Genomic DNA, 25,639 nt, shown 5'->3' on the forward strand with positions numbered 1-25,639 from the left:
TCAGATCCCGTCTATCGTTTCTTCGAGATTATCTTCCGATACTGTGAAGGTTTCCGGGATATTGACCGTGACGTGAGTGACGTAGTTTTTCTGCTTGCCTTGCGAACCTGGCAGATAAAGGCTGATGCCTACGATGTGCGCCTTGGCATTGAGCGAATCCCTCTCTCGGCGCGGCGCAGCGGCGACTTTTCTAGAACGATCATAGGGACTGTCTTTGTCGATGAGGTAGATCAGCAGTTGAGGTACTGTTCCGACACCACCTTTGCAGCGAAGCTTTGCCACCTCGAAATTAGTGAAACCTGCCTTCGAAAAGTCACGCTCTTCAAGGCCCTGGGCATCAGCCAGCAGATCCTTCGGATCTCGCAGTGCACCAATGGACACGCCATCATCCGAACGTTTGTCAGCGAAGCGGCTACGGTTGACCCGACCAACAGTCTTGCCAGAAACCTCCCAGCTGTTTTCCGGCTTAGGTGTGCTGCCCGCCACCACGACGTTCCAATTCGTGTAGCTGGCGTTCTCAGCGTGCTCATCGAGCCATTTCAGAAAGGCTTTCATGTCGGAGAAGAATTGATTCCCGGGATGGAACGACAGGCCTTCCAGATAATCGGCTACCCGATTGACGTCAACGTTACGCCAAACAAGGCTGTTGCCTCCCTTCAATTCGGACTTTTCTAGGTTTGTACCTGCCGAACTCAGAAATCTCTCCGTTGACGACAAATTGGCATCGAGCACCGCGGCAGCATCATCGCCGTCATGGAAAACGGTTGTTTGCCGGTTTATTCCCGAAAAGTCGAATTCTGCCTTGATAGCGCGCTGCATCTTGTTCGCGCCTGTTGGGCGAATCCAGGCGAGCCGCGAATGTACACGGACGCGAGGCCCGAACTCCTCAGGCTTGGCGCCGCCATGCATGAAGCGCTGCAGATCGTCACGAAGCTCCTCCTCCGCCACTGTCATGAACTCGTACTTCACTCTCGTATCATCGGACATCCAGATACGAGGCAGCAGTTCATAGCCCTTACGGTAACCAAACCAGCGCCCCATCTGCATGAGGGAATCTGCTTGCGCGGAGCCGCGCAGGAAAAAGGTACTGACCAGATTTTCAATTGTCAGCCCTCGGGAAAGCGTCCCGCCGCCGATGACAATGAACGCCGTACAAAAATCAAGGCCTTGCGCCGTGTCAGGGTAGAACAACCGCCGAACTTCGTTCTCATCTGTCACCCCGTTATTGGCGCAGTTATCGACACACACGTGGATACCGCGGTGGTACGTCCGTTTGGAGTCTGCATCCAGCTGGATAGCCGTCACTGTATCGAGAAGTGTCCGGATTTCTGCAAAGAAATTATCAAACGTCGGCAGTTCACAAAGCTCGGAGAGCCGTCCGTAGTCGGGAAAACGCTCGGCAAACTGCGCAACATCCAGACCTGACGAAATCCTATCCCACACAGGTATTAAAGTATCGGCCAATTCATCATCACCATACTCCGACCACGTTTCGAGCGCCGCCTGTACCGCTTCGCTCATGTAATCATGATGAAGCTGCCTCGCGCTGGTATGGATCAACATGCTTACGGGCTTTGCAGCGCCGGACAATCGCATCACGGCGACGCAACATAGGTACCAAATCAGACTTTCTTGTAGCGCCTGCGGCAGTGTCAGGTTTTCTCCCTTGTGAAGCCTACCAATCTGTTTCAGATCTTCGTTGGAGACTTCACGAACGATTCCAAGCGGCTCCTTGTTATGTTCGGCGTAACCGAAAATCTGCACAGGACCGAAATGTTCGTCCGCCTGCGGCAGAGCCGCGATGAAGTCGGTGGGATACAGAGTATCGCCAGGTCCTTCATTCAGAAAGTTGGCGGCAGGTGTGGCTGTGAACGCGACGTAGTTCACGCATTGAAGCGGCAAACTGATCAACCGCAGAATGAGTTCATTAATGACCGTACGTTCATCCTTCGAAACGTCATTCGAATTGATACCCGCCTGATCCGCCTCGTCATCAATCACTACGAGCCGCATCTGCGACATCCCCAAAGAGTGCGCCTCGATCCAGTCAATAAGATGCCTCAGCCGGGCCGGGTTCTTCAAACAAACAACAAGGTGGCGGTCTCGTCGGCCAGCGTCGAACTGCATGTCCTGTGCACGGGCCCCATAAGGGCTGTTCCTCGACGGATGCTCGATCGCCTTCCAACTAACGTTTGCATCATGCTGGAACAAGTCGCCGACTAGACGCTTGCTGGTTTGTACCCGCAGGTTCTCAAGTGTCCCGGTGAGCACGACGAACAGGTTCCATCGATAGTCGGCTGACATGGAAATCAGGCCCGCCATGTTGGCTGTCTTGCCAGACTGTACATGTCCGACCACCAGCCCTTTTACAGGCATGCGATCTTTTGTTGTCTGCCGAAGGTGCTGCAGGACGCGCACGGCAGATCTCTGAATATTATCGACCGAGGTTCCCTTCCAGCCCTGCGCGATCAGATATTTTCTGTAGAGCTGCCATGCACTTCGCCCGTCTTGTGGCACTGCCATGCCGGGCTCGGCCTCTTCCGCCCCTACAATGATCAAGGGGCTCGCCGCGGCGACAGATTGCTGTTCCGCCTGCTCCTTGTGCCTAACGATCTCCTTCCAGCATTCAAAGCGCTCTTCCGGGCTATTGCCTAGCGAAGGCCAGTCGTCCATTTCCTCCTGTAAAAGGAGCCAGTCATTGACTTTATCAAGTGACTCTCCCATTCGGCCGAGTTTGGCAATATCTTCCCAACTCCTGCCTTTCAGGCGCCAACCATCAATGAACGCGCGACATTTGTCGTACGCTGGGTCAATAATGTAATCAGCCATTAGCATCCCTACTGTATTCGGAAGACGACTCGAATCAGGAATATCGCCTGCATCCAAGTCAGGGATCGGGATAGTGGCATAGCGCCGGTAACCTTGCAAAACCCCTTTCCCGAATGGTCACGAATTACAAGCCCTTCGTTGCTTGCATATATTTCGTCGCCGTCAGAAAACGATATCTTTTCAGCCTTTTCAAAGATCCGTTAAATTATCTGCTAATACACTCTTGCCATAGGTCGACAGCCGCGTGCGTGAGAACTCATCATGAGCGTCCGGGCGGGCATACCGCCTTGCGTAACTAGGCCGGTTGTCAGCGACGCGGTAACAGTTCGCCTATTCCACTTGCCCCTGTGTCGGCAGGCGAGTGAGGACGTCCTTCAATCTGGGAGGTCGGAAGGCATGTTTGCTGTTCGCTCAAGAGTCTCGATCAATAAATCGAATCTATAGACTAGCGCGGGTGCCTATATTGGATGAGTGCAGACATCGTCTCCCCAGAACGCCGCTCCAAGATCATGTCGATGATCAAGGGCAAAAACACGAAGCCTGAAATGCTCGTCCGATCGGTGTGTCATGAGATGGGGCTTCGCTATCGTCTGCATAGGAAGGATCTGCCGGGAAAACCTGACTTGGTGTTTCCCAAGCACCGGTTGTGCATATTCGTGCATGGATGCTTTTGGCACCGGCATCCTGGATGCAAATATGCGTACACACCGAAGAGCAGACTCGATTTTTGGCTCCCTAAACTCGCGAGAAATGTTGAACGAGATCTGGCGGCTCAACAAGCGCTGCAAGCCCTCGGGTGGAGAGTGGCGATTGTTTGGGAATGCCACACGAAAGACAGAGAATTATTACGCAACGAAATCCGCATTACCCTCGGTTCGGATGCTTAGGCCTACAAGCTTCTGACTCAAATTCGATGATCGATTTTATTGGGTTGACCGTATTGCTTTGACCCCCTAGGCTTTCGATTCGGCGCCTAAGAAACGCCTCAACCAGAGCGGCCCTCCGCACCCGACAGTCATGCGGCTTTTTTTCGTCTGCGGTTTCTCTACGCCTGCGAGAAAATCCCCGTTATGTCGGGAGTGGGCGAATACAAGACCCGAAAGGGGAATATGTCCGGCCCGTCTCTGGTGGGTTTCTTAGCTCCCGACACCCATAACGAATGCCCTAAGAAAGCAGCCAGAGGTAATGGAAATGCCTGAATTCCCATCCTTCATGATGAAGGTGAATTGCCGTACCCATCGACTAGATCTCGTACCTCCGCTTCAGGAGGTGCGCCATGCCTGAACCACTCCTATCGACCCTGTTCATCCGTCATAACATTTATCTTCCTGTCCTTCTGGTGGAGAACCAGGCGTGGTTTTCTGCTCATGACTTGGGGCGCTTGATGGGCAAGAACCTTGATGAACGCACGACGCGCAAGCTCGATGCTGATCAGCGGCAAATGATGTATGTCTACGCCCATAACGTTGCGGAAGAACGCTTGATGGTAAGCGAGTCGGGTGTGTATGCGTTGCTGGTCTATCACTACTGCCCGGAGAATCGGTTGCTACGCGAGTGGCTGACGCACCAGGTAGTACCAGCGCTGCGTGATGCGCGGTCATCGCGGACGGTGGAGCGGCCAACGTTGAGCGTGCTGGATTGGCCACAAATGTCGCTCTGCATGTTGCATTGGCGGGATGAGCCTTGGATTCGGTTGCGGGATATGCCGTGCGTGTTGGCGGATGATCCATTCAATCGGCGAGAGTCCTGGTGGCGAAAAGCATCACGGGTGATGCGCGGATTCTGATTTTTCACCCACAAAAAAATCCGCTGCTTGGGTTTCAGGCAGCGGATTTTGTTTATGTTGCATCTTGGGAGCAGTCGCCAAGCAGACAATCTGGTATGTCTGATTCACCGCGCATGCTGAGTTTTAGGGCTGCTCCGCAGCCCAACGGGGATAAATCCCCTCACCACAGGTTCGTGCCTGGCTTAGTTGCGGTGTTGATCTTGGGAATCGCGAGCAGGCTCGCTCCCACAGGTTTGGTGTGTTGCCGCAGATTTTGCGGTGTATTGAAAACAGTCAGTGCAACCCGCCCCGCCTCCCGCTCTTCCCCATTCAAGGGCCCGATTGTGCTCCTTCAAAATTCCGCAGTTTAAGGTCCATTTTTGCGCTCAAGGCTGTGACCAAACCCGCGAACCACCTCCAGCAGTGCCTTCACCCGCAGCGGCAAGTTCCCGGCCGGGTACACCGCGTGCATCTGCGGGCTGTCACCGTTGCTGGAGGTGAGCCGGTACTCGGGGCAGACCCGGCGCAGGCGCCCCGCTTGCACTTCGGGCTCCGCCAGCCAGTCCGCCAGGCGGGCGATGCCGATGCCCGCGAGGGCGGCCTGGAACACCGCAACGCCTGAGCTGAAACGAAACCCTGGATGGACCCGAACGCTGATGGCCTGCTGCTCACTGCGGAAATTCCATTCCTTGAGGATGCGCGGTGCCGTGTGCAGGATCAGCGAGTGGGCCTCCAGCGCTTCAATGGCCTCAGGCGTCCCGCGCCGCTGCAGGTAGCCGGGGCTGGCGTACAGATGACGCGCGTAACTCCAGAGTGGATAGCCGATCAGGTCACTGGATTGCGCAAACGCGCCGCGAATCGAGAAGTCCAGCTTGCTCTTGACCGGGTCGAGGATCTCGTCAGTGAAGATCACGTCGACGTTCACGTCTGGATAACCCTCCGCGTACTGCGCGATCAATTGCGGCAAAACGCTGTGAGCGAGGGACTCGGGGGCGGAAAAACGCACCCAGCCGCTCGCCATGCCGCTGAGACCGGCCAGGTCTTCATCCGCCTCACGTTGCAATTCCAGCATTTTGCAGGCGTGGGGCAGCAAGCGTTCGCCCGCCTCCGTCAAGCTTACGGCGCTGGAGGAGCGATTAAACAACTTGACCCCGGCACTTTCCTCCAGGCCCTGAACGGCGCGGGTCAACGCACTGGGGGAGCGCCCCAGCGTGCGTGCCGCCGCGACGAAGCTGCGCTTGCGCGCTACGGTCGCGAAGGCTTCAAGCGCCCATAACTTATCCAGAGCCATTGATCACCTCATTGCATTTATTGCAACGCGGTATTGCAACACAAAAAAGGCCCTTCCGTTAACCTTCGCGCTCAATTTACAGGGATGTAGGCAAACGGGAGCAAATGGACGTGGCAAAGCTGGAAGCAATAATCGGGACATCAACGCCCACTGAGGGTGAACATATTCGTGACTGGCAGCGCAGTCACTCAGCGAGTTCAACCCGACAGGCGATACCGCAGATTCATGTCTCGTTCGAAGAGCAGCACGCGCTTCACGCCGGCCTCACCTCCCTGGCCGTGACCGACAGCGCCTCGGGTATCCGTCGCATGCCGGCCTTGGGGCAGCTGCTTGAGAGCATCCTGTGTGGTGAAAAAATCGATCGCTTGCGCAACTTCCCCAAGGCCCCCGAGAAGGCAATGATCGTCAGGGGACTGCCCTTGGACTCGCACCTGCCCGCCACCCCCTACGACATGGCGCTGGGTATCGAGCAACTGCCGGTAGTGGCCGGCGCTATCCTGGCGGTGCTGCAGACCCTGCAAACCCATCCGGTGGCCTACGAGGGTGAAAACGACGACACGGTGTTCCGCCACGTGTCGCCCAAGCACCAGCGTGAAGCCGAAAAGAGCTCCTATGGGTCGCGCATGGACCTGTGCATGCACGTCGACAACCCGCACCTGCCCTTGACCTGCGAACCTGTCTCAACGTTGTCGGCCTGTCCGGAGTACCTGTGCCTGACCGGTCTGCGCTGCGAGCCGGATGTGCCGACCCGCATCGTTGCCATTAGCGAGGTGCTGGCCATGTTGCCCGCCTGGGTTGAAACAGCTTTGTCACAACCGCAGTTCGCCATTCACCGACCGGTGTCCTTCGGCAAGGCAGGCAATGTGTTGGAAAACGTGCCCCTGCTGTACAAAAGCGCAACCGACGAGCTGTTTTGCCGTTACAACAAGGCCAGTGTCACAGCCACCAGTTCCATTGCGAAGTTGGCCCTGCAGCTGTTTGAAGCCGCCGCCAATCACCCCGATGTCGCACACCCCATCCTGCTGCAACCGGGGGATATGCTGATCTTCAAGAACCAGCAAACCCTGCATGCCAGGGAAGGTTTTACCCCGCGCTACGATGGGCGCGACCGCTGGCTGCTGCGCGTTTTCGGGGTCAACGACCCGGCCCGCGTGCTGGCGCTGAACCCCCAACAACCCTTCATCGCAAGAGCCTGATGTTCATGGTCGATATTGTCATTCTTTGTGTATTCGCCTTCGCCGCCGGCCTGATCGATGCGGCGGTGGGCGGCGGCGGCCTGATCCAGATACCCGCGTTGTTCAACGTGCTACCCGCCGCACCACCGGCAGCGCTGCTGGGGACCAACAAGGTCGCGGCCGCGTTCGGCACCGCTTTCGCGGCCCGGTCCTTCGTGCGCAAGGTGGTGATCGACTGGGGCCTGGTGATTCCAGCCGCCTGCGCCGCCTTTGTCATGGCCTTCTTCGGCGCGGCCACGGTATCGTTCGTGCCCCAGTCAGTCATGCGCCCGGCGGTGCTGGTATTGATCGTGCTGATGGCGATGTACACCTTCTGGAAAAAGGACTTCGGCGCCCTGCACGCCCCCACGGAAATCGGTGTCCGGCAGAAGTGGCTGGCGGTCGTCATCGGCGGCGCCATCGGTTTCTACGACGGGCTGTTCGGCCCTGGCACCGGTTCCTTCCTGATCTTCCTGTTTATCCGCTGCTTCGCCTTCGACTTCCTGCACGCCTCGGCGTCGGCCAAGCTGGTGAACATCGCGACCAACGTGGCGGCGCTGATGTTCTTCATCCCGACAGGTAACGTGCTGTACCTGATCGCCCTCCCCATGGCGGCCTTCAACATCCTGGGCGCGTTGACCGGCACCTGGCTGGCGGTGCGTAAAGGCGTGCCCTTTGTCCGGGCGCTGTTTCTGGTGTTGCTGGTGATCCTGATCAGCAAACTGTCCTACGACCTGTTGCTGAAAACCTGAGGAAAGCCCATGCAGCTCATGTTTGATCGCCTGGTGGCGCTACTCGATGCCCACGCCGCCTCCTATCGGGTGTTGATGCACGATGCCGAGGGCCAGTCGGCGCGGGTCGCCGAACTCCGTGGCACCGAACCCGGCCAAGGCGCGAAAGCCATGCTCTGCGCGCTAAAGGGTCAGGCCGAACCCTATGCCCTGGTGATACTGCCAGGGGACCAGAGGCTCGACATGAAAAAAGTCGGAGCGGCCCTGGGAGGAAAAAAAGCCGAGCTGGTGAACGCGCAAACTGCCATGCAACTGACCGGGTGCAAGATCGGCGCCATCCCTCCGTTTACCTTCGATGAGCGGATTCAATTGATCGTCGACCCATCCCTGACCACGGGCTACGGCGAAATCGCCTTCAACGCCGGTCGGCTGGATGCATCAATGGTGCTCGATACGCAGGATTACCTGTCGATTGCCAAGCCCCGGTTGGTGGATATCCGCCAGGGTTGAGCACCGGGTGGGCAGGATTGGATTGCGCTGACGGGTGTAGGTGCGAGCTTGCTCCGGGCGGCGTTGCGACGAAAACCTGAGAACGCCGCGAGGTGTCAGGTTTTATGCGTTATCGTTAGCAACCATCGCGAGCAAGCTCGCGCCTGCAAGGACCCCAGCCCACCATGAAATTCGACTTCGCCTACTGCCTCAGCCTCGACGACAAGCTGTCGATCTATGACGTGCGCGATTTGAATTTCGACGAGACGATGGAGTTCGATTCCGCCAAGGAACACTTCCAGTGCCCCAACGATGCCTGCCGGGCGGCGTTTGATGCGGCGAATGTGTTGACGACGTTCAACGCCAAGAATGTGAATTACATCCGCACCCCGCACTTCAAGAACACGCCCAGCACCCGCCATGTTGCGGATTGTCCTTATGTCAGCCTCAAGGCGTCGGCGTCAGGTGTGGATGCAGACGGTGCGGAATCGAATGACAATCGCGAGGAGCATTTCCCATCGGAGTTGCTGCTGATTCGGCGCGAGTATGTGCGTAAGCCGTTGAGCCCAGCGGTGGCGGCGGATGTGATGCGGGACGACTCGAAACAATCTTCAGCGGTCAGTGATGTCGAGCACCCGATTCGCGAGTCGGCGCCGGACAAGACCAGTGTCTTCGCCCACCCGGTGGAGTGTTTTGTGTCGAACTTCGAGGACAAGGATCTGCTCAAGCGCATGCCGCTGAAGATTGGCGAGCACACGGCGCCCTACAGTTCTTTCTTCAAGAAAATCGAGTTCCTGCAGGACAACAAGGGGCTGATTTACTGGGGCAAGATCAAGGAGATCAAGGACTACACGCAAAGCTTTCGCATCGACTTCGAACAAAAGGTCTGGCTCAAGCAAGCGGACGAGGCGAAGAAGAAGCCTTATTCGGTCAACGTTTACCTGAGCAAAAAGCTGATCGACAACTACCGCAAGCGCAAAGCGTTTCTGGAAGAGATCAAGCACGCTATCGAGAGCGAAAAAGAGTTGTTTTGCTTTTTTTATGGCGTGACGCCGGAGTTGAAGCAGGTGCCGAGCAAGAAAAACCCCGAGCAGACGTTCGGGGTGTTCAGTGCGAATATCGAGAACCTGGATCACTTTATTGTTCGGGATGCACCAGGGTTAGAGAGTAAGTAGTCTGTTCCACAGCTTTACTGCAACGGCTCATGCGCTTGCTGAAGCTGCCTTACGACCTCCCGAATCTCTCGTTTCGCTGCCTTGTGCCGCTCACGGGCGGCTTGAATGCCCAGCTCATCAAGGCCGCCGTAACGGCTTAACCAGTGAACGATCATTTCCTCATCCGGGTAGAAGTAATTCTTGTGTTCTTTACCGCCTCTCAGGTAGTTGTTCATGTCGGTATCGAAGCGGCCTGCCGAGAACTCGTCAGGGGGTAAAGAACCTCGTTCGGCAGCACATCCCTCAAACACCCAGGCGATGTCATTGATGTGTTTCTGCGCACCGCGATGTCCGCGTTTGTATAACACGTACTCGCGACAACTCTCTTGGAATCGCTCCGCTATCAGTTGGTCGTTGAACCAACGAAGTATGTCGTGTTGCACCGCATGCTGAATCACTCCGTTTATCCAACGCTCGGAAAAACGTTGAAGGAAACCTTTGATGTCCGCTTTTTTCGCGTCCGCAAAAATCATGCAATAACGAGTTTTTACGTGAATGACGTACAACACATGCTTGCGTTGAACAGTGACAGCGTGAACCAGCCACTGTTCGGCGGACTCATCAGGCACATCATCTTCAATGACGGACGATGGCGGTTTGTGCACCGGGCTGATTTTTTTACCCTTGTGCACGCGGCTGAAGAAGTTACTTGCCGCTTCGGTGCAATTGAAGATCCACATCCATCGTTCTCTTATAAAGGGCTGGTTGATAACCGTTTTCAGTCCTCTCGCACGATCTCTTCAGCCCATTCAAGCTTATAGGGTTGACGAACAACGTCAGCGACCTCTTCTAACATTGCTTCGCTAAGAACCGACAGCTCCGCATCGGTCAGCAAGTCGTGCTTGACCATCCATCGCAAAGCTATGGGTGCACTGGAACGACTGTAGGGGTCGAAAGTCTGGACGATGTCCTTGTCCCGATCACGCATCAGGCGATAAATCATTCCATACCTGGCATGAGCCGAGAGCGCGTCATGCTGGGCAATTGTCTTGGCATCAGCCAGCACACCCAGGCAGAAACGATCGAGCGCAAGTTTGTGCAGTTCCTTGAATTTCTTCCAGTCACTTTCGATGATGGACATGACATCCTCCCGCGAAGAATTGTGCTCAGCGCAAAGACTCATTCTTGCGAAAAAACCTACCAATACCAACCCCTAAATAGAGGGGTGATTTAGTTGGCCCACATGCTCAGCAGCACCAGCACCAGCAAACCGATATACACCCGCGCATGGATTCGATCCGGTATCCGCCCAATCCACGGCATGGCCAACCGAATCCCCACCAACGATCCCACCGTCAAAACCGCAAACCCCAGCACATCCACATACCCGATAAACCACGGCCCCAGGTCAAACTCGGTGAACCCGGCCATCGCCATGTAAGTCAGCGTCCCAGCCAGCGCCACGGGCAAACTTAGCGGATTGGCCATGGACGTCGCCTGGGACATGCTCAACCCACAACGCCGCAACAGCGGCACGGTCATGACGCTGCCGCCCACGCCGAGAAACGTGGCGATGGCGCCAATTCCTACACCGCCGCCAGACACTTCTGCCCTTCCCAATCGCCGTGGGATTGCGGTGTCGGACGCTGTAAGAAAGCCGCGTCGTAACAGACAATCCGCGATGGTCACGCCCAGGTACGCGATGAAGGCATAGCGAATCACTTCGCCACTCACCCACATCGCCGAGACGGCGCCGACGATCGCGCCCAAGCCGATGAACCCGCCCAACGGCCAGAGGTAATGGCGAATGAGGTTTCCCGCGCGGCGGTGTTTGCCGGTGGCGATCGTTACGTTGACGATCATGACGCAGGTCGAAGTCGCCACGGCAATGTGCATTGCCGATTGTCCGACGGGGTTGTCTGTGCCGTGGCTGGCCATGAGCGAGCGGTACAGCAATGGCACGACGACGAAGCCGCCGCCGAAGCCGAACAGCACCGCGGTGATGCCGGTCATGCAGCCGAAGAGTGCCAGCAGGAGATAGAACATTGCGTGTCGTCCATTGGGTGAGAGCGGTCGACGATAGAACGAATGCGCCTTGGCCTGCTTCAGCAAGTCAGCCAATAATGTTTGCGTTTACGCCAACCGTTGGGGCTGTTCGATGCGCAATGTTTCGATTGATCTGCTGGACCACACGCCAAGGCCGGTGGTGGCCATCGGTACGGATTATTCCCACGGGCATTCGTTACTTCGTCATACGCATCGACGGGCGCAATTGTTATACGGCGCCACCGGGGTGATGCAGGTCAGCACGCACGACGGCAGCTGGGTGGTGCCGCCACAACGGGCGGTGTGGATTCCGCCGGGGGTGGCGCATGAGGTGCTGATGCTGGGGGTGAGCACGCGCAGTGTGTATATCGAACCGGCGGTGGTGGATCTGGGGGATCGCTGCCAGGTGATCAGCGTTTCGCCGTTGATGCGGCATTTGCTGATGGAGGCGGTAGAAATCCCGCTGGAGTATGACGAGCGCGGGCGCGACGGTACGTTGATCGGCTTGCTGCTGCATGAACTTGGGCGCAGTACTCACCTGCCGTTGCACATTCCGCTGCCCGTCGATGCGCGGTTGCTCGCGTTGTGCCAGGGCTTTGTGCAGCGGCCCGACGCTCATCAGTCGCCCCAGCAATGGGCCGATCAGTTGCCTATAAGCTTGCGTACTTTCAATCGCCTGTTCCGCCAACAGACTGGCCTGAGTTTCAGCCAATGGCGGCAGCGGGCCTGCGTGGTGCTGGCTCTGGCGCGGCTGGTGGTGGGCGAACCGGTGACGCGGATTGCCCTGGATTTTGGCTATGACAGCCCGGCGGCGTTCTCGACAATGTTCCGCCGCATACTGGGGCAGGCGCCGACCGTCTGGTTGGAGGGGGCGAAATAGGGACCTCGCGACCACTAAAGCCAATCACGCGCCTAGTGCAGAACCTGTGGGAGCGTGGCTTGCCCGCGAAGAATGCACCGCGGTTTTTCAGGTATTACGCGTCATCGTTCTTCGCGGGCAAGCCACGCTCCCACAGGTACTGCGCTTGGCACTTCATTTTCTTTACTGATCGGTCTTAGCCACTGCCTTATTCTTACAGCAACTCAAAACTCTGCTCCTTCACATCCTGAGAATCCAGACCGATCTGCACCTGGAACTCGCCCGGCTCGGCGGCGTATTCCAACTGAGCGTTGAAGAACTTCAAGTCGTTCTCATCAATGCTGAAGTGGACCGCTTTCTCTTCTCCGGCCTTGAGCATGATTTTTTTAAAGTTCTTCAGTTCTTTGACCGGACGGCTGAGGGAGCCAACGACATCGCGGATATACAGCTGAACCACTGTTTCGCCGTCGCGCTGGCCGATATTCTTCACCATGACGCTGGCGACGAGCTTGTCGGTCTTGTTCAGTGTGGTCGAAGACAGGGCCATGTCGGTCAGGCTGAAATCGGTATAACTCAGCCCATAGCCGAAGGGATAAAGCGGACCAGGGGATTGATCGAAATATTGAGACGTGTAGTTGCGAGGCCCACCCGGCAGGTAGGGGCGGCCGGTGTTCAAATGGCTGTAGTAATTGGGGATCTGCCCCACGGAGCGTGGAAAGGTGATGGGTAACTTGCCGGAGGGGTTGTAGTCACCGAACAAGACATCGGCAACGGCGTTGCCTCCCTCAGAGCCGCTGTACCAGGTTTCCAGAATTGCATCGGCCTGCTTCTGCTCTTTGCCGATGGAAAGTGGCCGACCGTTCATCAATACCAGTACCAGCGGCTTGCCGGTGGCTTTCAGGGCGGTGATCAATTCACTCTGGCGTCCTGGCAGATCGAGGCTGGTTCGACTGGCCGCTTCATGAGACATACTGCGGGGCTCACCCACTACTGCAATCACAACATCGGCTTGTTGTGCATCCTTGACCGCTTCGTCAATCATTTCTGCTGCCGGACGCGCGTCGTTCTCGATTTCGGACGCTCCCAGGTATTTGATAACCTCTTGATCCTCCGTGAGATTGACGCCTCGGGCATAGATCAGCGAGCCCTTATCCATAGCGTTTTTCAGCCCGTCGTAGATCGTCACCGATTGCGAGGGCACGCCGCTTGCAGACCAACTGCCCATGATGTCGACGGTACTTTTTGCCAACGGGCCTATGAGCGCGATCACACCCTCTTTTTTTAGCGGCAAGAGCCCGTTTTCATTCTTCAGCAGCACCAATGTCTTGCGTGCCACCTCACGGGCCGGTGCTCTGTGCAGACGGTTTTCGGCATTGTTATCAGCGGGGTCTTCACTGGCAACGCCGATGCGCCGGTAAGGGTCTTCGAACAGCCCCATGTCATACTTGGCGCCCAGGACTTCCCGCACTGCGTTATCGATATTGCTCTGGGAAACATCGCCAGACTCAAGCAGCCCGGGTAGCTCCGGACCATAGGAGAAGTCGTTCATGCTCATATCAACACCGGCCCTGATCGCGAGCCTGGCCGCTTCGCGGTAATTCTTCGCAACACCATGCTGAACCAGATCGTTGATCCCATTGTGGTCGCTGATGACCAGCCCCTTGAAGCCCCATGCTTTGCGAAGCAGGTCTTGCATCAACCATGCATTGGAAGCGGCTGGCACGCCATTTATCGAGTTAAGCGCCACCATCACCGCTCCCGCGCCGCCCTCAATCGCCGAACGATAAGGTGGCAGGTAGTCCTGGTGCATTCTGGCCAGGCCCATATCAACGCTGTTGTAGTCGCGTCCACCCTCGACAGCACCATACAACGCGAAGTGTTTGGCGCTGGCCATGATGCTGTCGGGTGCATTCAGGCTTTTGCCCTGGTAGGCCTGAACCATCACTTTGGCAATGCGCGAAACCAGATAGGTGTCTTCACCGAAGCCTTCGGATGTACGCCCCCAGCGAGGATCACGGGCGATATCTATCATCGGTGCAAAGGTCAAATCGATACCGTCCGCACTGGCTTCCTTCGCCGCCGTTCGACCGCTCAACTCAATGGCGTCCATATCCCAGCTGGAGGCCAGCGCCAGGCCAATGGGAAAAATGGTTCGATGGCCGTGTATCACGTCCCAGCCGAAAAACATCGGTATTTTCAGGCGGCTTTGTTGAGCCGCGTCCTGCATGGGTCTGTTTACGTAACGGCTCACAGAGCCGTACGTACCCCCGATTCGCCCGGCGGTGATCTCTTGGCGCATCCTTTCGGGAGTCATCTTTTCATCAATAGCGATCAGCCGTAGTTGGCCGATCTTTTCCTCCTGGGTCATCTGATTTATCAGGTGGGTGACAAAGGCATCTTTGTTTGACGATTCCATATCGGCCAGAACCGGCAGACTTGTAAAACCGATCAGGGCACACAGCAGACGTAATCTTTTCATGATTGCCTTCCCTGTGACGCATACCACCTGCTTGCCTTTGAACCGCCACCTTTCCTTGTGTTGAAAATCAGAAAGCTGACGTTCAAACATTGCTGCTGACGGGGGCTGAAAACCACTGAGCTTTCAGGATCCCGCATAGAAATAGCGTAGTCGCTCCGACGCTCCTGCTTGAGAGAAAAAATAGAACCGATCAAAAAATGAGTTTGATCCGGACTCAAAACAACTGTACAAAAACACAGTATATTTTAGATCAACACTCTCGAGCCCGGAGAACACCATGGCCTCTCTTGCGATGAAAATCACCCTGGAACGTATCACCCTTTTCCAATTCACCCCCGCGCATTGCGCTCAGGCCCGAGCGATGCTGGGTTGGAGTGTGGAGGAGCTCTCAGAGGAATCCGGTGTCTCCGTGGACGCCATTCAGCGATTTGAGGCAGAACGCGATGTATTGGATGTCACCCGACTGGCGTTGGCGTATCGGTTTGAATCGGAGGGTCTGGTGTTCTTCCCGGGATTTGCGCCGGGGAGAGGGATGAATGTGAAAGGGTCGACGCCTGATCCGGTGGGTCGGGCGGACTACGCGATGGTCGAGTGAGATGTCAGCAGATGAATGGGATCGATGAATGCGACAGGCGCGGTAATCCGCCTTCAGGTGATGCCGATGCGGGGGAGATGAGGACCAAAGTCGAATACCTGATGAAGATCGGTATGCTCCTCGACTCCGGTCAGTTGGGTAAGGCTGAAGCGGCGCAAAGGCTTGGGCTGTCAGCGGGGGAACTGGATGAAATACTCGGTGGAAACGCTCGTGGTCTGACCGTGGCGAAGATCGCGGGCCGCTCGATGGCGAGCGGCCCGACGGCAGAGGATTAAGCGTTCTGAAGGCGTAACTTGATTACGCCTTTAGAAGGGTGAGATGACTTTCCCTGCTCGAGCGCGCTGCCAGACCCGTAACGCCAACATCACCAGCCTGGCCTCAGACCTTACTGCTCTTTAAAAGCCGGATTTTGGCGTTCTAACGAAGCTTGTTCATAGCTGTAAGCCAACGCCAGCAGTTGGGGCTCACTCCAACGCGCACCGAAAAAGAACACGGAGGTCGGCAGCTCATCGCTGTTCATGCCCGACGGGACGGTAATGCCAGGGTAGCCTGCCACCGCCGCACTGAATTGCGAGTAGCCATCGGCATCGGCGAACAATGCATCCAGATTATGCTCAGCCAATTGCTCATCAATGGCAGCCTTGAAGCTGGCATTGAGGGTGCCGAACAGTTCGGTTGCCTGTGCGTGGGTCATGTCCAGTTCGTTGATGTTTTTAAGCATTTGCTGCCCGTAGCCTTCAGCGCCCGGATTAAGTTCGTTGAAGTCGATCAACTGTTGAAGCGTCTGGATCGGCAACCCTGAGCGGCTGGCCAGGTACTCGGGCAGTTCATGTTTCATGCCCGCCATGAGGGTGTTGAAGTAGCCATCGATATCCGGCAGTTGGACTTTCAACGGCACCAGGGTAGCGCCTTGTTCTTCCAGTGTGGCCAATGCCATCAGGAATTCAAACCCTGGTCTAAGCACGCTGCCGTTCGTGCCTACATACTCGGTCGGGTAACCGATTCTCTTGCCTTTCAATGCATCCGTGGCGAGCAGCGTGGTGTAGTCGACTCCCATCGGAGCATCGCTGGTTGCGGCATCCATGGCATCAACGCCCTGCAGAGCATTGAACATCAGTGCGGCGTCACGAACGGTGCGAGTGAGGGTGCCAGGCGTGTCCTGCAGACGCGTGATTGGAACGATGCCCGATCGGCTGAACAGTCCCAACGTTGGCTTGACGCCAACTACACCGTTAGCCGAAGCCGGGCAAGTGATCGAACCGTTGGTTTCAGTGCCGATGGCCAACGGTGCGAAGCCAGCGGCTACACCTGCAGCAGAACCGGAACTGGAACCACAGATTTCACCGCTAAGTACGTGGGGATTTTTACCTTGGCCGCCTCGACCACTCCAGCCGTGGGGCAAGCCCTGTTCTCGGGTATAAGCCCATTCGCTCATGTTGGTTTTGCCGAGAATGATGGCGCCCGCATCACGCAGCTGTTTGACGACAAACGCATCGTTTGCCGCAGGCTGACCGACCATGGCCAATGAGCCCGCGCTCGTTTGCATCGGGTCCGCAGTGTCGATGTTGTCCTTAAGCAGAACTGGAATGCCGTGCAGCGGACCACGAACTTTGCCGTCCTGACGTTCCTGGTCTAAAGCGGTGGCAATGTCGATGGCATGAGGGTTGAGCTCAATAATCGCGTTGATCATCGGCCCTTGCTTATCCAACGTGTCGATGCGCGCCTGCAAATATTCCACCAGTGTTACGGAGGTGAGTTCGTTGCGCTCCATCCGTTCAGCGAGCTCGCTGACGCTCGCATATTCGAGCGTCTGAGTGGTTGATGCCGTTGCCTTGCTGTCAGCAAATGCAGACCCGGTGGCCGATAGCAGAATGATCTGCGCCAGTACCGTCATGCGGCTTTTTAAAACGTCCTTCATTTGCAGCTTCCTTGTTATGGCTAATCACGAGTGAGTCATTTCACTCGCTGCATAGCCTACCGAAGCCGTGGGAAACGGCTGTCATCCACAAGGAACCAGCAATGTAGGAAACTTCATCCAGATTTGTAGCCACTACAAGCTATACGCCCTTCTTCCTTCATCGTATTTTCCATTTCCAACCACCACGCGCTCCCCCGCTGCGGATACATGACGTTGAACGCCTCGCCCATTTGCGGTGTGGTAATCGACACATTGCGCTCCCAGGCCAATGCCAGAATCCGGTCGAAAGGTTCGTACCAGGCGTGCATCGACAAATCGAAGGTGCCGTTGTGAATCGGCAGTAACCAGCGACCTTTGAGGTCAATGTGCGCCTGCAGGGTTTGCTCCGGCTGCATGTGAACATGCGGCCATTCGACGTTGTAGGCACCGGTTTCCATCAGCGTGAGGTCGAATGGGCCGTACTGTTCGCCGATGCGTTTGAAGCCATCAAAGTAGCCGCTGTCGCCGCTGAAGAAGATCCGCGTGTCGCCGTCGATCATCACCCACGAGGCCCACAATGTGCTGTTGCCATCGAACAGACCGCGACCGGAAAAGTGTTGCGATGGCGTGGCGATGAACTGGATGCCGTCAACTTCTGTGCCCTGCCACCAGTCCAGTTGGCGCACTTTGATGGCGTCGACGCCCCACTTGATCAAGGTGTCGCCCACGCCCAGCGGCGTCAGAAAGTACTTGGCCTTGTCCGCCAGTTTGAGCACGGCTTGATAATCGAGGTGGTCGTAGTGATCGTGGGACAGGATCACGGCTTCAATTGGCGGCAACGCTTCGAGGCTGATCGGCGGCTGGTGGAAGCGCTTGGGGCCGGCCCATTGCACGGGTGAGGCGCGTTCGGCGAAGACCGGGTCGGTGATCCAGAATTTATCCCGCAGTTTCAGCAGTACGGTGGAATGACCGAGTCGGTAAACGCTGTGGTTAGGTGCGGCGATCAACGCTGCCTGAGTCAGGGTTTGCACCGGGATGGGTGCGGTCGGGCGGGTGTTACGCGGTTTGTGGAAGATCATGCTCCACATGATGCGCAGGGTTTTGCGAAAGCCCTCGCGCTTTACCTGCGCATGGTTTCGAAAGAGTCCTTCTACCTGACGGGAAGCTTCAGGCGTAGAGGCGTTATCCGATGGGGAGGGTGATGTGGCCATGACTGAATGACTCCAGGAAAACCACATGATTCGCGGTTCTCCGCTTGGGACGATAATGGCCAAGGCACGCACGCATCAGCCGGAGATTCTATTGTTCACTGCGCAGGATTAACAAAACATTACACTGCACAGTGTAGTTTCTAGGTTGCAGCAAAGCCGATCACAAGTAAACTGCCAAGTGTAATTCTCACTTCTTCCTGCAGAAGCGTACTTATGACAGCTCCACAGCGTCTCACCGACCGAAAACGCGAAGCCATCATTCAGGCGGCGATTGCCGAATTCCGTGCCAACGGTTTCGACATCACCAGCATGGACAAAATCGCTGCTACCGCCGGCGTGTCGAAGCGCACGGTGTATAACCATTTCCCCAGCAAGGAAGAGTTGTTCGCCGAAATCCTCAATCAATTGTGGGCGCGGGTGACGGCAGAACAGGAAACGCCCTACCACCCTGACCTGCCGCTGCGCGACCAGATGCGCCTGATGCTAATGGCGAAAATGCAGATGCTGGGCGATGACAATTTTCTCGACCTGGCGCGAGTGGCCATCGCCGCCACCATCCATTCCCCCGAGCGCGCGCAGAACATGGTTGCCCGAATGGGCGAACGTGAAGAAGGCCTGACCGTGTGGATCCGCGCCGCCCAGGCCGATAAGCGTTTGAAACCGGTCGCCCCCGAATTCGCCGCGAAACAGATTCAGGGAATGCTCAAATCCTTTGCGTTCTGGCCGCAGATTTCCATGGGTTTGCCCGGCTTGTCAGCCGAAATGCAGAGCACTGTTGTCGAGTCGGCGCTGGACATGTTCCTGGCCTGTTATCAGCACTGAATCGAGCTGCAATAAATGACAAGGTCTATCGATTTACCGATCCCAGGTCGCTCTGAATAAAACACCGCAATGTGTTTCAGAATGAAACTGGCGCTGAGGCTATAGTGAGCCTCAGTCCCAGCGCCATGCAGAGAAGCATCATGACCACCAAGACTTGCGACACTAAACCCGCCGCCCCCGTCGACCATCTGCGTTTTCATCGCCCCCACGCACACTTGGCGCCTACCTTCGGCAACGACAAGTTTGCCCTGCGCGCCGAGGCCTTTGCGCGATTCTTCGGCACGCCGACCTTTCTTGGCGCGCAGACGCTGATCGTGGTGATATGGGTTTGCCTCAATCTGTTCGGCGTCGCTCACTTCGATCTCTACCCGTTCATCCTGCTCAACCTGGCGTTCAGCCTGCAATCGGCTTATGCCGCGCCATTGATTCTGCTGGCCCAGACCCGTCAGGCGGCGCGGGACAAAGCCCAGTCCGATGCCGACGCCCTGCATCGAGAATCCCTCGCCGTGGCCAACAGTGAACGTCAGGCGCAAGCGGCGCAGAACACCGCGCAACTGCTGGAATTGCTCGAGCAAAACACCCGGCTCACTGAAATGACCAAGGCCCTCACCGAACGCATCGAAAGCCTGACCTCGGAAATGCATAAGCACTTCGTGGGTAAGGATCAGCCGAAGGTCTGAACATCAAGGCAATTTCAACGCCCGCCCCAACTCATCGAACAACGCCACCACCGAGCGCAAGGCGCGGCAGTCCGGGCGGGTCAGCAACCAGAGCGCTGTGTCGTAACCGTGTAGCGGCTCGCTCAACGGTTGCAGCCCGTCACCGATGAGGAAGTCCGGCAATGCCGCGACACCGAGCCCCGCCCGCACCAGCTCAGTCACCGACAACATGCTATTGCAGCGATAACCCGGTGTGACGCCGGGCAATTGCTGACGGCGCCACGCGACCGTGGGGTGATCGGGGAGGAAGTCGTCCGGGGCGATCCAGGTCAGCGAGGCCAGGTCTTCGCAATTGACCGATTTCAGATACGCCGCGCTGACACAGACTCGATACGACACCTGGGCCAATCGCCGACCAACCAAGTGCTCGGGCGGTGTGCGGGTCAGGCGCAAGGCGATATCCGCATCCCGGCGGCTGAGGTTGGCGAAGTCGTTGGAAGTACTCAACTCGATAGTCAGCGCCGGGTAGGACGGCATGAACCGCGCTAACGCCGGCAACAGCAAACCTTGCAGGACCGAATCGGTGCAGGTCAGGCGCACGGTGCCGCTGATGACTTCACCGCCCTGCTCCACGCCAATGCGCGCCGCCTCCAGCGCTTGTTCGGCCCGCTCAGCCTGTTCGGCCAGGGTCTGCGCCAAGGTGGTGGGCAAGTAGCCGGCGCGGCTCTTTTCGAACAGTTGCTGGCCCAGCGCGGCTTCCAGTCGGCGCACGGCGCGAAACACCGTCGAGACGTCGACTTTCAACAGCGTCGACGCCCGCGCCAGAGAGCCGCCGCGTACCAGCGCGAGGATCAGGGACAGGTCGGGGAAATCAAGTCGATAGTGCGTTGGTGCATTGATCAATTGGGGTAACGCCAATATTGAGTGCGTGAACGCCAATCTATAGTGGGTGCCAGGAATCAACAAGCGTGGAGCGCACACATGGAAACCCGCCCAATCCGCATCGCCCTGATCGGCGATTACGACCCGCACGTCACCGCTCACCAAGCCATTCCCATCGCCCTCGGCATGGCCGCCGAACACGCACACCGAGACGTGCAATTCCAGTGGTTGGCCACCGACCACATCAGCGCCGATACGCCGTTGGCTGAATTCGACGGTTTTTGGTGCGTGCCCGCCAGCCCTTACCGCGAAATGGACGGTGCGTTGCGGGCGATTCGTTTTGCCCGTGAACAGCAGCGACCATTCCTTGGCACCTGTGGCGGGTTTCAACACGCCGTACTCGAATACGCACGACATGTTCTGGGCTGGGACGATGCCGAACATGGCGAGACATCGCCCGATGCGGCGCGAGCGCTGCTCACGCCACTGACCTGTTCGCTGGTGGAGGCCGTCGACCGCATTCATCTGGTTGAAGGCTCGTTGATCGCCGAAGCGTACGAAAGCGCCGAGATTGTCGAAGGGTATCGCTGCCGCTACGGCGTTAATCCGACGTTCGAACGTGAGTTATTGACCCAACAGCTGTGCGCCGTTGGACACGATTCTTCGGGCGACTTGCGGGCGGTGGAATTGCGCGGGCATCCATTCTTCGTCGCGACGCTGTTCCAACCTGAACGCGCAGCGCTCAAGGGCAAACTGCCGCCGCTGGTCCGTGCGTTGATCGCAGCCTGCACAAGGCAGAAATCATGATCGCCAAGACGCCGCCAGCGCCTTACTACGCGGTGATTTTTACCTCCCTGCGCACCGACGGTGATCACGGTTACGAGCAGGCCGCCAGGCGTATGGTCGAACTGGCCCGCGAGCAACCCGGTTTCCTCGGTGTGGAGTCGGCTCGGGGTGAAGATGGGCTCGGGATTACGGTGTCCTACTGGGCCAGCGAAGCGGCGATTCTGGCGTGGAAACATCATCCCGAGCACCGTGAGATTCGCGAGCGCGGGCGGTCGACCTGGTATTCGGCGTGTCATACGCGGGTGTGCAAGGTTGAGCGGGATTATCGGTTTCAGCAGTAACCGGTTGCGCATTCTTGAGATCGCCTTCGCGGGCAAGCCTCGCTCCTACGAGGGTTCATTACATCCTGGAGCGAGCGGTGCGGCGATCCGACTTGCCCGCGAAGAGACCACTGCGACCACCGCAAAACTCAGCTCTGCACCAGACTGCGAACCGCCGAAATCTCCGGTACCTCCCGCCGATTCATGTACACCCGCAACGGTTCGGTGATGTTGATCCGGTCATCAATGTTCTGATCCAGCAACAACTGAATCAACTCACGCTTGAGCGTCATGGCCTGCCCGGAACCCGAGGCCCAGACGAATTCACAGGTGGGAATAATGCCGTCGTCAGCCACGTCCATGCCGAAGGAGTCTTCGCTGAAACGAACGATGTATTGGCCGGTCTTGCGATTGAGGCCGACGAAGCCTCTGAGTTGGTCGGCGGCCTGGCAGATGAGTTCGGAAGTGATGCGCATGATAAACCTCACAAAAGGTCGTAAAGGACCGGTGATCGATGGTTTACACGCAGGGCAAGCGAATGGATTTCCCTCTGCAGGGGAAATTTCCGAGGCCAAGAATACTGCAAAGAACCGCACAAAAGCGCGGAAAAAATCAGCTTTAAACACGTTTATGTCGGTCTGGCGATAGCGCAAGCGGCGCTCAGTTGTTAAAAGATACGTCTTTGTAAATCTGCGAAAGGACCTCGACCATGCCTGTTACCTTCACCAAGAGCGCCCTGTTGCTGAGTCTGATGCTGGGCCTCGGCCAGGCACAGGCCGCCAGCGAGCCAAGCCCCACTGCACTGGCAACCCGCACGGGCATCCCGCATCCGGCAGTGATCGCCCACCGTGGCGCGTCTTTCGATGCACCGGAATCCACCGCCGCCGCCTACAAACTGGCCCGCGACCTGGGTGCCGATTACCTGGAAATGGACGTGCAACGCAGCAAGGACGGCGTGCTCTTCGCCCTGCACGACAACAACCTGCAACGCACCACCGACGTCGCCAGCAAATTCCCTGAGCGCAAGGACAGCCCGGCCAACCAGTTCACTATTGCCGAACTGAAAACCCTCGATGCTGGCAGCTGGTTCAACACCGCCTACCCGGATCGCGCGCGTCCTTCGTACGCTGGCCTGAAAATCCTGACCCTCGATGAAATCATCGACATCGCCCAAGGCAACCCGCTGCACAAGCCGGGCCTGTACATCGAAACCAAAGAGCCGAAGCAATTCCCCGGGATCGAGCGCGACCTCAAGGATAAATTGCAGGACCGCGGCTGGCTGAGCCCGGCCGGTTCGAAACTGGCGAAGAGCAATCTGGCGGTTGGCCAGGGCAAAGGTAAAGTCGTGCTGCAAACCTTCGAGAAGAGCAGCCTCGAACTGCTCGAGAAGGAAATGCCGAAAGTGCCAAAAATCCTCCTGCTGTGGGTCGGCGAAGGCAGCATCGAGCCGAAGTCCAAGGTGACGTTTGCTGACTCCGGGGACAAAGACAAAGCCACTTATTACGCCAAACAACAACCGAAAGACAAAGCCGAATTCCAGCAATGGGTCGAGTACGCCAAAGCCCAGGGCGCAATCGGTACCGGCCCTTCTGCCGCGCTGACCAAGGGTGGCGATCAGAGCTACTCGGACTTGGTGGAACCCTGGATGAACCAGTACACCCACGATCAGGGCTTGCTGGTGCATGTCTACACCCTCGACGATGCCGTGGATTACCAGAAAGTCACGGACGCCGGCGTCGACGGCATCTTCACCAACCGCGCCAGCGAACTGCTCAAGTTCTACAAACGCCCGGCGGCTGCCAGTGTTGCGCAGTTGCTGCAGAACAACGGTTATTGAACAATCCGAGAAGCTCTCGAAGGAATTAAGGGTGAATTAAGTTGCGCCGGTTAGCCTGATCCCACTTAAACAGATCACCCAAGGAAAGAACCTCATGAAAACCCTGACTGCCCTGTTCACTGCCGCGGCACTGACTCTCACCGCTGGCCTGGCCCAGGCTGATGTTCGTCCTGACCTGATCCCGGGTCTGCTCAAGGCTGGCACCATCATGGACCTGGAAAAACTCAACCAGGCCGCCCTCGCTGAACACCCAGGCAGCACCGCAGCGAACATCACCGATACCGAACTGGAACAGACCGCCACTGGCGCTTACGTCTACCAGGTGGAAATTCGTGACGCCAAAAACGTTGAGTGGGACGTGAATGTGGACGCCAAGACCGGCAAAGTCCTGAGCAACAAACAAGACAAGTAATCACACCGCGAAAAGCCGCACGATCTTCGGATCGTGCGGCTTTTTTGCATGTCCGATTCAGACAATCAAGTCGCGCCAACGCAGCGCCAGCCCGCTAGAATCTCACCATACTGTTCATGCAGAGGTTGATTGAAATGGGGCAAGCAGCGGCTGCAGACATCGCCACGATCGGTCGGATCGGCGCGGTGCCGGCAATTCTTCAGGTGATCCGTGAGTTGACCGGCCTGCGCTTCGCCGCAGTGGCTCGCGTTACCGAAGACTCCTGGACCGCTTGCGCTGTGCTTGATCAACTGGATTTCGGATTGCAAGTCGGTGGCGAACTGGATGTGGTCACGACGCTGTGCCATGAAATTCGTCAGGCGCATCATTCGGTGGTCATCGACAAGGCCAGTGAAGACCCGCTCTACCGCGACCACCACACACCTCGCCTCTATCAGTTCGAAAGTTACATCTCCGTGCCGATTTTCCGCACCGACGGACGCTTTTTCGGCACCATCTGCGCCCTCGACCCCAACCCTGCGCCACTCAAATCCAGCACGATCCAGAGCACCATGGAATCCTTCGCCCGCATGCTGGCGCTGCAGATCGAGGCCGAAGAAAACCTGCAAGAAACCGAAGCAGCGCTGAGGCAGGAACGCGAAACCGCCGACCTGCGCGAACAGTTCATCGCCGTGCTCGGACATGACCTGCGCAATCCCTTGTTCGCCATCAGCGCCGGCGCTGAAATGCTCTTGCGCAAACTCCCTGACCCGGCGAATGAGCAACGGGTGCGGCATATCCTCACCAGCGCCCAACGAGCAAGCAGACTGGTCGACGACGTACTGGATTTCGCTCGCGGCTCTTTGGGACGTGGCATTCCTGTCAACATTGAGCCGTGCCCGGATCTTGAGGATGCGGTGCGGCATGTGATTTCAGAAGTACAGAGCGTCCATCCCGACCGCACCATCAAGTCGTCCATCGGCGACCTGCACAGCATTCATTGCGATCGCGAGCGGGTCGCGCAGTTATTGTCCAATCTGGTGGCGAACGCGGTTGCCCACGGAGATCCCGACGGTTCTATCGATATCGGCGCTCAGATCAAGGAAGGTCAGTTCGTGCTGAGTGTGAAAAATCAGGGGCAGATTGCCGAGGATGCGCTGCCTCATCTGTTCCGGCCCTACTCGCGACCGGCCAGCGGTACACCGCAGGCGGGCCTCGGGTTGGGGTTGTACATTGCCAGTCAGATTGCGCAGTCCCATGGCGGAAAACTGGACGTGATATCGACCGAGCAACAGGGCACGACATTTACCTTCAGCCTTCCAGCACGGATTTAAGCGGTCGTACTGACCAAAGAACCCGAAGCGCTGGAATCGGACTCCTGC

General features: G+C 57.2%; 26 protein-coding genes. 16 read left to right on the forward strand and 10 right to left on the reverse strand.

The window, feature by feature from the left end; translation table 11 throughout:
- The gene (locus ACYZT0_RS19065; protein WP_462042518.1) at window positions 1–2,829 is read right to left on the reverse strand and encodes a Z1 domain-containing protein; all 2,829 of its coding nucleotides are present in this window, start codon (window positions 2,827–2,829) and stop codon (window positions 1–3) included.
- A 467-nt stretch (window positions 2,830–3,296) separates the two neighbouring features.
- Between ACYZT0_RS19065 and ACYZT0_RS19070 the strand changes: the two genes are divergently transcribed.
- On the forward strand, window positions 3,297–3,716 hold the full coding sequence (locus ACYZT0_RS19070; protein WP_462042519.1) for a very short patch repair endonuclease: 420 nt from the start codon (window positions 3,297–3,299) through the stop codon (window positions 3,714–3,716).
- Between the two features lie 389 nt (window positions 3,717–4,105).
- Window positions 4,106–4,615, forward strand: coding sequence for a BRO-N domain-containing protein (locus ACYZT0_RS19075; protein WP_462042520.1), 510 nt, complete (start codon window positions 4,106–4,108; stop codon window positions 4,613–4,615).
- 346 nt (window positions 4,616–4,961) lie between these two features.
- Here the strand turns inward: ACYZT0_RS19075 and ACYZT0_RS19080 are convergent, their stop codons facing one another.
- Window positions 4,962–5,885 (reverse strand): LysR family transcriptional regulator, encoded by a 924-nt coding sequence (locus ACYZT0_RS19080; protein ID WP_462042521.1) that lies wholly within the window; start codon window positions 5,883–5,885, stop codon window positions 4,962–4,964.
- 104 nt (window positions 5,886–5,989) lie between these two features.
- Between ACYZT0_RS19080 and ACYZT0_RS19085 the strand changes: the two genes are divergently transcribed.
- The 4 genes from ACYZT0_RS19085 to ACYZT0_RS19100 all read left to right on the forward strand — a co-directional run bounded on the left by ACYZT0_RS19085 (window position 5,990) and on the right by ACYZT0_RS19100 (window position 9,494).
- A complete protein-coding gene (locus tag ACYZT0_RS19085) occupies window positions 5,990–7,081 on the forward strand; it encodes a TauD/TfdA family dioxygenase (RefSeq protein ID WP_462042522.1) in 1,092 nt (363 codons plus the stop codon).
- 5 nt (window positions 7,082–7,086) lie between these two features.
- Complete coding sequence (locus ACYZT0_RS19090; RefSeq protein WP_462042523.1) at window positions 7,087–7,851, forward strand: sulfite exporter TauE/SafE family protein; 765 nt, start codon at window positions 7,087–7,089, stop codon at window positions 7,849–7,851.
- Between the two features lie 9 nt (window positions 7,852–7,860).
- Window positions 7,861–8,340, forward strand: a complete 480-nt coding sequence (locus ACYZT0_RS19095) for a YbaK/prolyl-tRNA synthetase associated domain-containing protein (RefSeq protein ID WP_462042524.1) — start codon at window positions 7,861–7,863, stop codon at window positions 8,338–8,340.
- 164 nt (window positions 8,341–8,504) lie between these two features.
- Window positions 8,505–9,494, forward strand: a complete 990-nt coding sequence (locus ACYZT0_RS19100) for a hypothetical protein (RefSeq protein WP_462042525.1) — start codon at window positions 8,505–8,507, stop codon at window positions 9,492–9,494.
- A gap of 14 nt (window positions 9,495–9,508) precedes the next feature.
- On the opposite strand, the gene ACYZT0_RS19105 is transcribed toward ACYZT0_RS19100, so the two are convergent.
- From ACYZT0_RS19105 to ACYZT0_RS19115, 3 genes are all read right to left on the reverse strand, one after another.
- Window positions 9,509–10,213: a DUF6933 domain-containing protein gene (locus ACYZT0_RS19105; protein ID WP_462042526.1), complete on the reverse strand. Its 705-nt coding sequence runs from the start codon at window positions 10,211–10,213 to the stop codon at window positions 9,509–9,511.
- 38 nt (window positions 10,214–10,251) lie between these two features.
- Window positions 10,252–10,614 (reverse strand): hypothetical protein, encoded by a 363-nt coding sequence (locus ACYZT0_RS19110; protein WP_462042527.1) that lies wholly within the window; start codon window positions 10,612–10,614, stop codon window positions 10,252–10,254.
- 89 nt (window positions 10,615–10,703) lie between these two features.
- Entirely contained in the window at window positions 10,704–11,519 is an 816-nt protein-coding gene (locus ACYZT0_RS19115) for a sulfite exporter TauE/SafE family protein (RefSeq protein WP_462042528.1), read from the reverse strand.
- Between the two features lie 112 nt (window positions 11,520–11,631).
- On the opposite strand from ACYZT0_RS19115, the gene ACYZT0_RS19120 reads away from it, so the two are divergent.
- Window positions 11,632–12,399, forward strand: a complete 768-nt coding sequence (locus ACYZT0_RS19120) for an AraC family transcriptional regulator (protein ID WP_462042529.1) — start codon at window positions 11,632–11,634, stop codon at window positions 12,397–12,399.
- Between the two features lie 193 nt (window positions 12,400–12,592).
- Here ACYZT0_RS19120 and bglX read toward each other — a convergent pair whose 3' ends face one another.
- Window positions 12,593–14,857, reverse strand: a complete 2,265-nt coding sequence (gene bglX / locus ACYZT0_RS19125; protein ID WP_462042530.1) for a beta-glucosidase BglX — start codon at window positions 14,855–14,857, stop codon at window positions 12,593–12,595.
- 277 nt (window positions 14,858–15,134) lie between these two features.
- Between bglX and ACYZT0_RS19130 the strand changes: the two genes are divergently transcribed.
- Both ACYZT0_RS19130 and ACYZT0_RS19135 read left to right on the forward strand, forming a co-directional pair.
- Window positions 15,135–15,452, forward strand: a complete 318-nt coding sequence (locus ACYZT0_RS19130) for a helix-turn-helix domain-containing protein (RefSeq protein WP_462042531.1) — start codon at window positions 15,135–15,137, stop codon at window positions 15,450–15,452.
- 77 nt (window positions 15,453–15,529) lie between these two features.
- Window positions 15,530–15,727 (forward strand): hypothetical protein, encoded by a 198-nt coding sequence (locus tag ACYZT0_RS19135; RefSeq protein WP_462042532.1) that lies wholly within the window; start codon window positions 15,530–15,532, stop codon window positions 15,725–15,727.
- Between the two features lie 110 nt (window positions 15,728–15,837).
- On the opposite strand, the gene ACYZT0_RS19140 is transcribed toward ACYZT0_RS19135, so the two are convergent.
- The gene (locus ACYZT0_RS19140; protein WP_462042533.1) at window positions 15,838–17,370 is read right to left on the reverse strand and encodes an amidase family protein; all 1,533 of its coding nucleotides are present in this window, start codon (window positions 17,368–17,370) and stop codon (window positions 15,838–15,840) included.
- Between the two features lie 113 nt (window positions 17,371–17,483).
- On the reverse strand, window positions 17,484–18,560 hold the full coding sequence (locus tag ACYZT0_RS19145; RefSeq protein ID WP_462042534.1) for an MBL fold metallo-hydrolase: 1,077 nt from the start codon (window positions 18,558–18,560) through the stop codon (window positions 17,484–17,486).
- A gap of 213 nt (window positions 18,561–18,773) precedes the next feature.
- Between ACYZT0_RS19145 and ACYZT0_RS19150 the strand changes: the two genes are divergently transcribed.
- Together ACYZT0_RS19150 and ACYZT0_RS19155 are read left to right on the forward strand one after the other, a co-directional pair.
- On the forward strand, window positions 18,774–19,382 hold the full coding sequence (locus tag ACYZT0_RS19150; RefSeq protein WP_462042535.1) for a TetR/AcrR family transcriptional regulator: 609 nt from the start codon (window positions 18,774–18,776) through the stop codon (window positions 19,380–19,382).
- Window positions 19,383–19,522: 140 nt separating this feature from the next.
- Entirely contained in the window at window positions 19,523–20,062 is a 540-nt protein-coding gene (locus ACYZT0_RS19155; RefSeq protein ID WP_462042536.1) for a DUF1003 domain-containing protein, read from the forward strand.
- Between the two features lie 3 nt (window positions 20,063–20,065).
- On the opposite strand, the gene ACYZT0_RS19160 is transcribed toward ACYZT0_RS19155, so the two are convergent.
- On the reverse strand, window positions 20,066–21,007 hold the full coding sequence (locus ACYZT0_RS19160) for a LysR family transcriptional regulator (protein WP_462046603.1): 942 nt from the start codon (window positions 21,005–21,007) through the stop codon (window positions 20,066–20,068).
- Between the two features lie 15 nt (window positions 21,008–21,022).
- On the opposite strand from ACYZT0_RS19160, the gene ACYZT0_RS19165 reads away from it, so the two are divergent.
- Complete coding sequence (locus ACYZT0_RS19165; RefSeq protein WP_462042537.1) at window positions 21,023–21,730, forward strand: CTP synthase C-terminal region-related (seleno)protein; 708 nt, start codon at window positions 21,023–21,025, stop codon at window positions 21,728–21,730.
- Window positions 21,727–22,050, forward strand: coding sequence for an antibiotic biosynthesis monooxygenase family protein (locus tag ACYZT0_RS19170; RefSeq protein ID WP_462042538.1), 324 nt, complete (start codon window positions 21,727–21,729; stop codon window positions 22,048–22,050). Before ACYZT0_RS19165 ends, ACYZT0_RS19170 begins: the two co-directional genes overlap by 4 nt.
- Window positions 22,051–22,178: 128 nt before the next feature.
- Here the strand turns inward: ACYZT0_RS19170 and ACYZT0_RS19175 are convergent, their stop codons facing one another.
- On the reverse strand, window positions 22,179–22,505 hold the full coding sequence (locus ACYZT0_RS19175) for a DUF2025 family protein (protein ID WP_462042539.1): 327 nt from the start codon (window positions 22,503–22,505) through the stop codon (window positions 22,179–22,181).
- 233 nt (window positions 22,506–22,738) lie between these two features.
- On the opposite strand from ACYZT0_RS19175, the gene ACYZT0_RS19180 reads away from it, so the two are divergent.
- From ACYZT0_RS19180 to ACYZT0_RS19190, 3 genes are all read left to right on the forward strand, one after another.
- Window positions 22,739–23,866 (forward strand): glycerophosphodiester phosphodiesterase, encoded by a 1,128-nt coding sequence (locus ACYZT0_RS19180; protein ID WP_462042540.1) that lies wholly within the window; start codon window positions 22,739–22,741, stop codon window positions 23,864–23,866.
- 94 nt (window positions 23,867–23,960) lie between these two features.
- Window positions 23,961–24,278, forward strand: coding sequence for a PepSY domain-containing protein (locus ACYZT0_RS19185; RefSeq protein WP_462042541.1), 318 nt, complete (start codon window positions 23,961–23,963; stop codon window positions 24,276–24,278).
- A gap of 134 nt (window positions 24,279–24,412) precedes the next feature.
- Window positions 24,413–25,591, forward strand: a complete 1,179-nt coding sequence (locus tag ACYZT0_RS19190) for a GAF domain-containing sensor histidine kinase (protein WP_462042542.1) — start codon at window positions 24,413–24,415, stop codon at window positions 25,589–25,591.
- Window positions 25,592–25,639 lie beyond the last annotated feature (48 nt).

It is taken from the genome of Pseudomonas sp. ZS1P83, assembly GCF_054897825.1.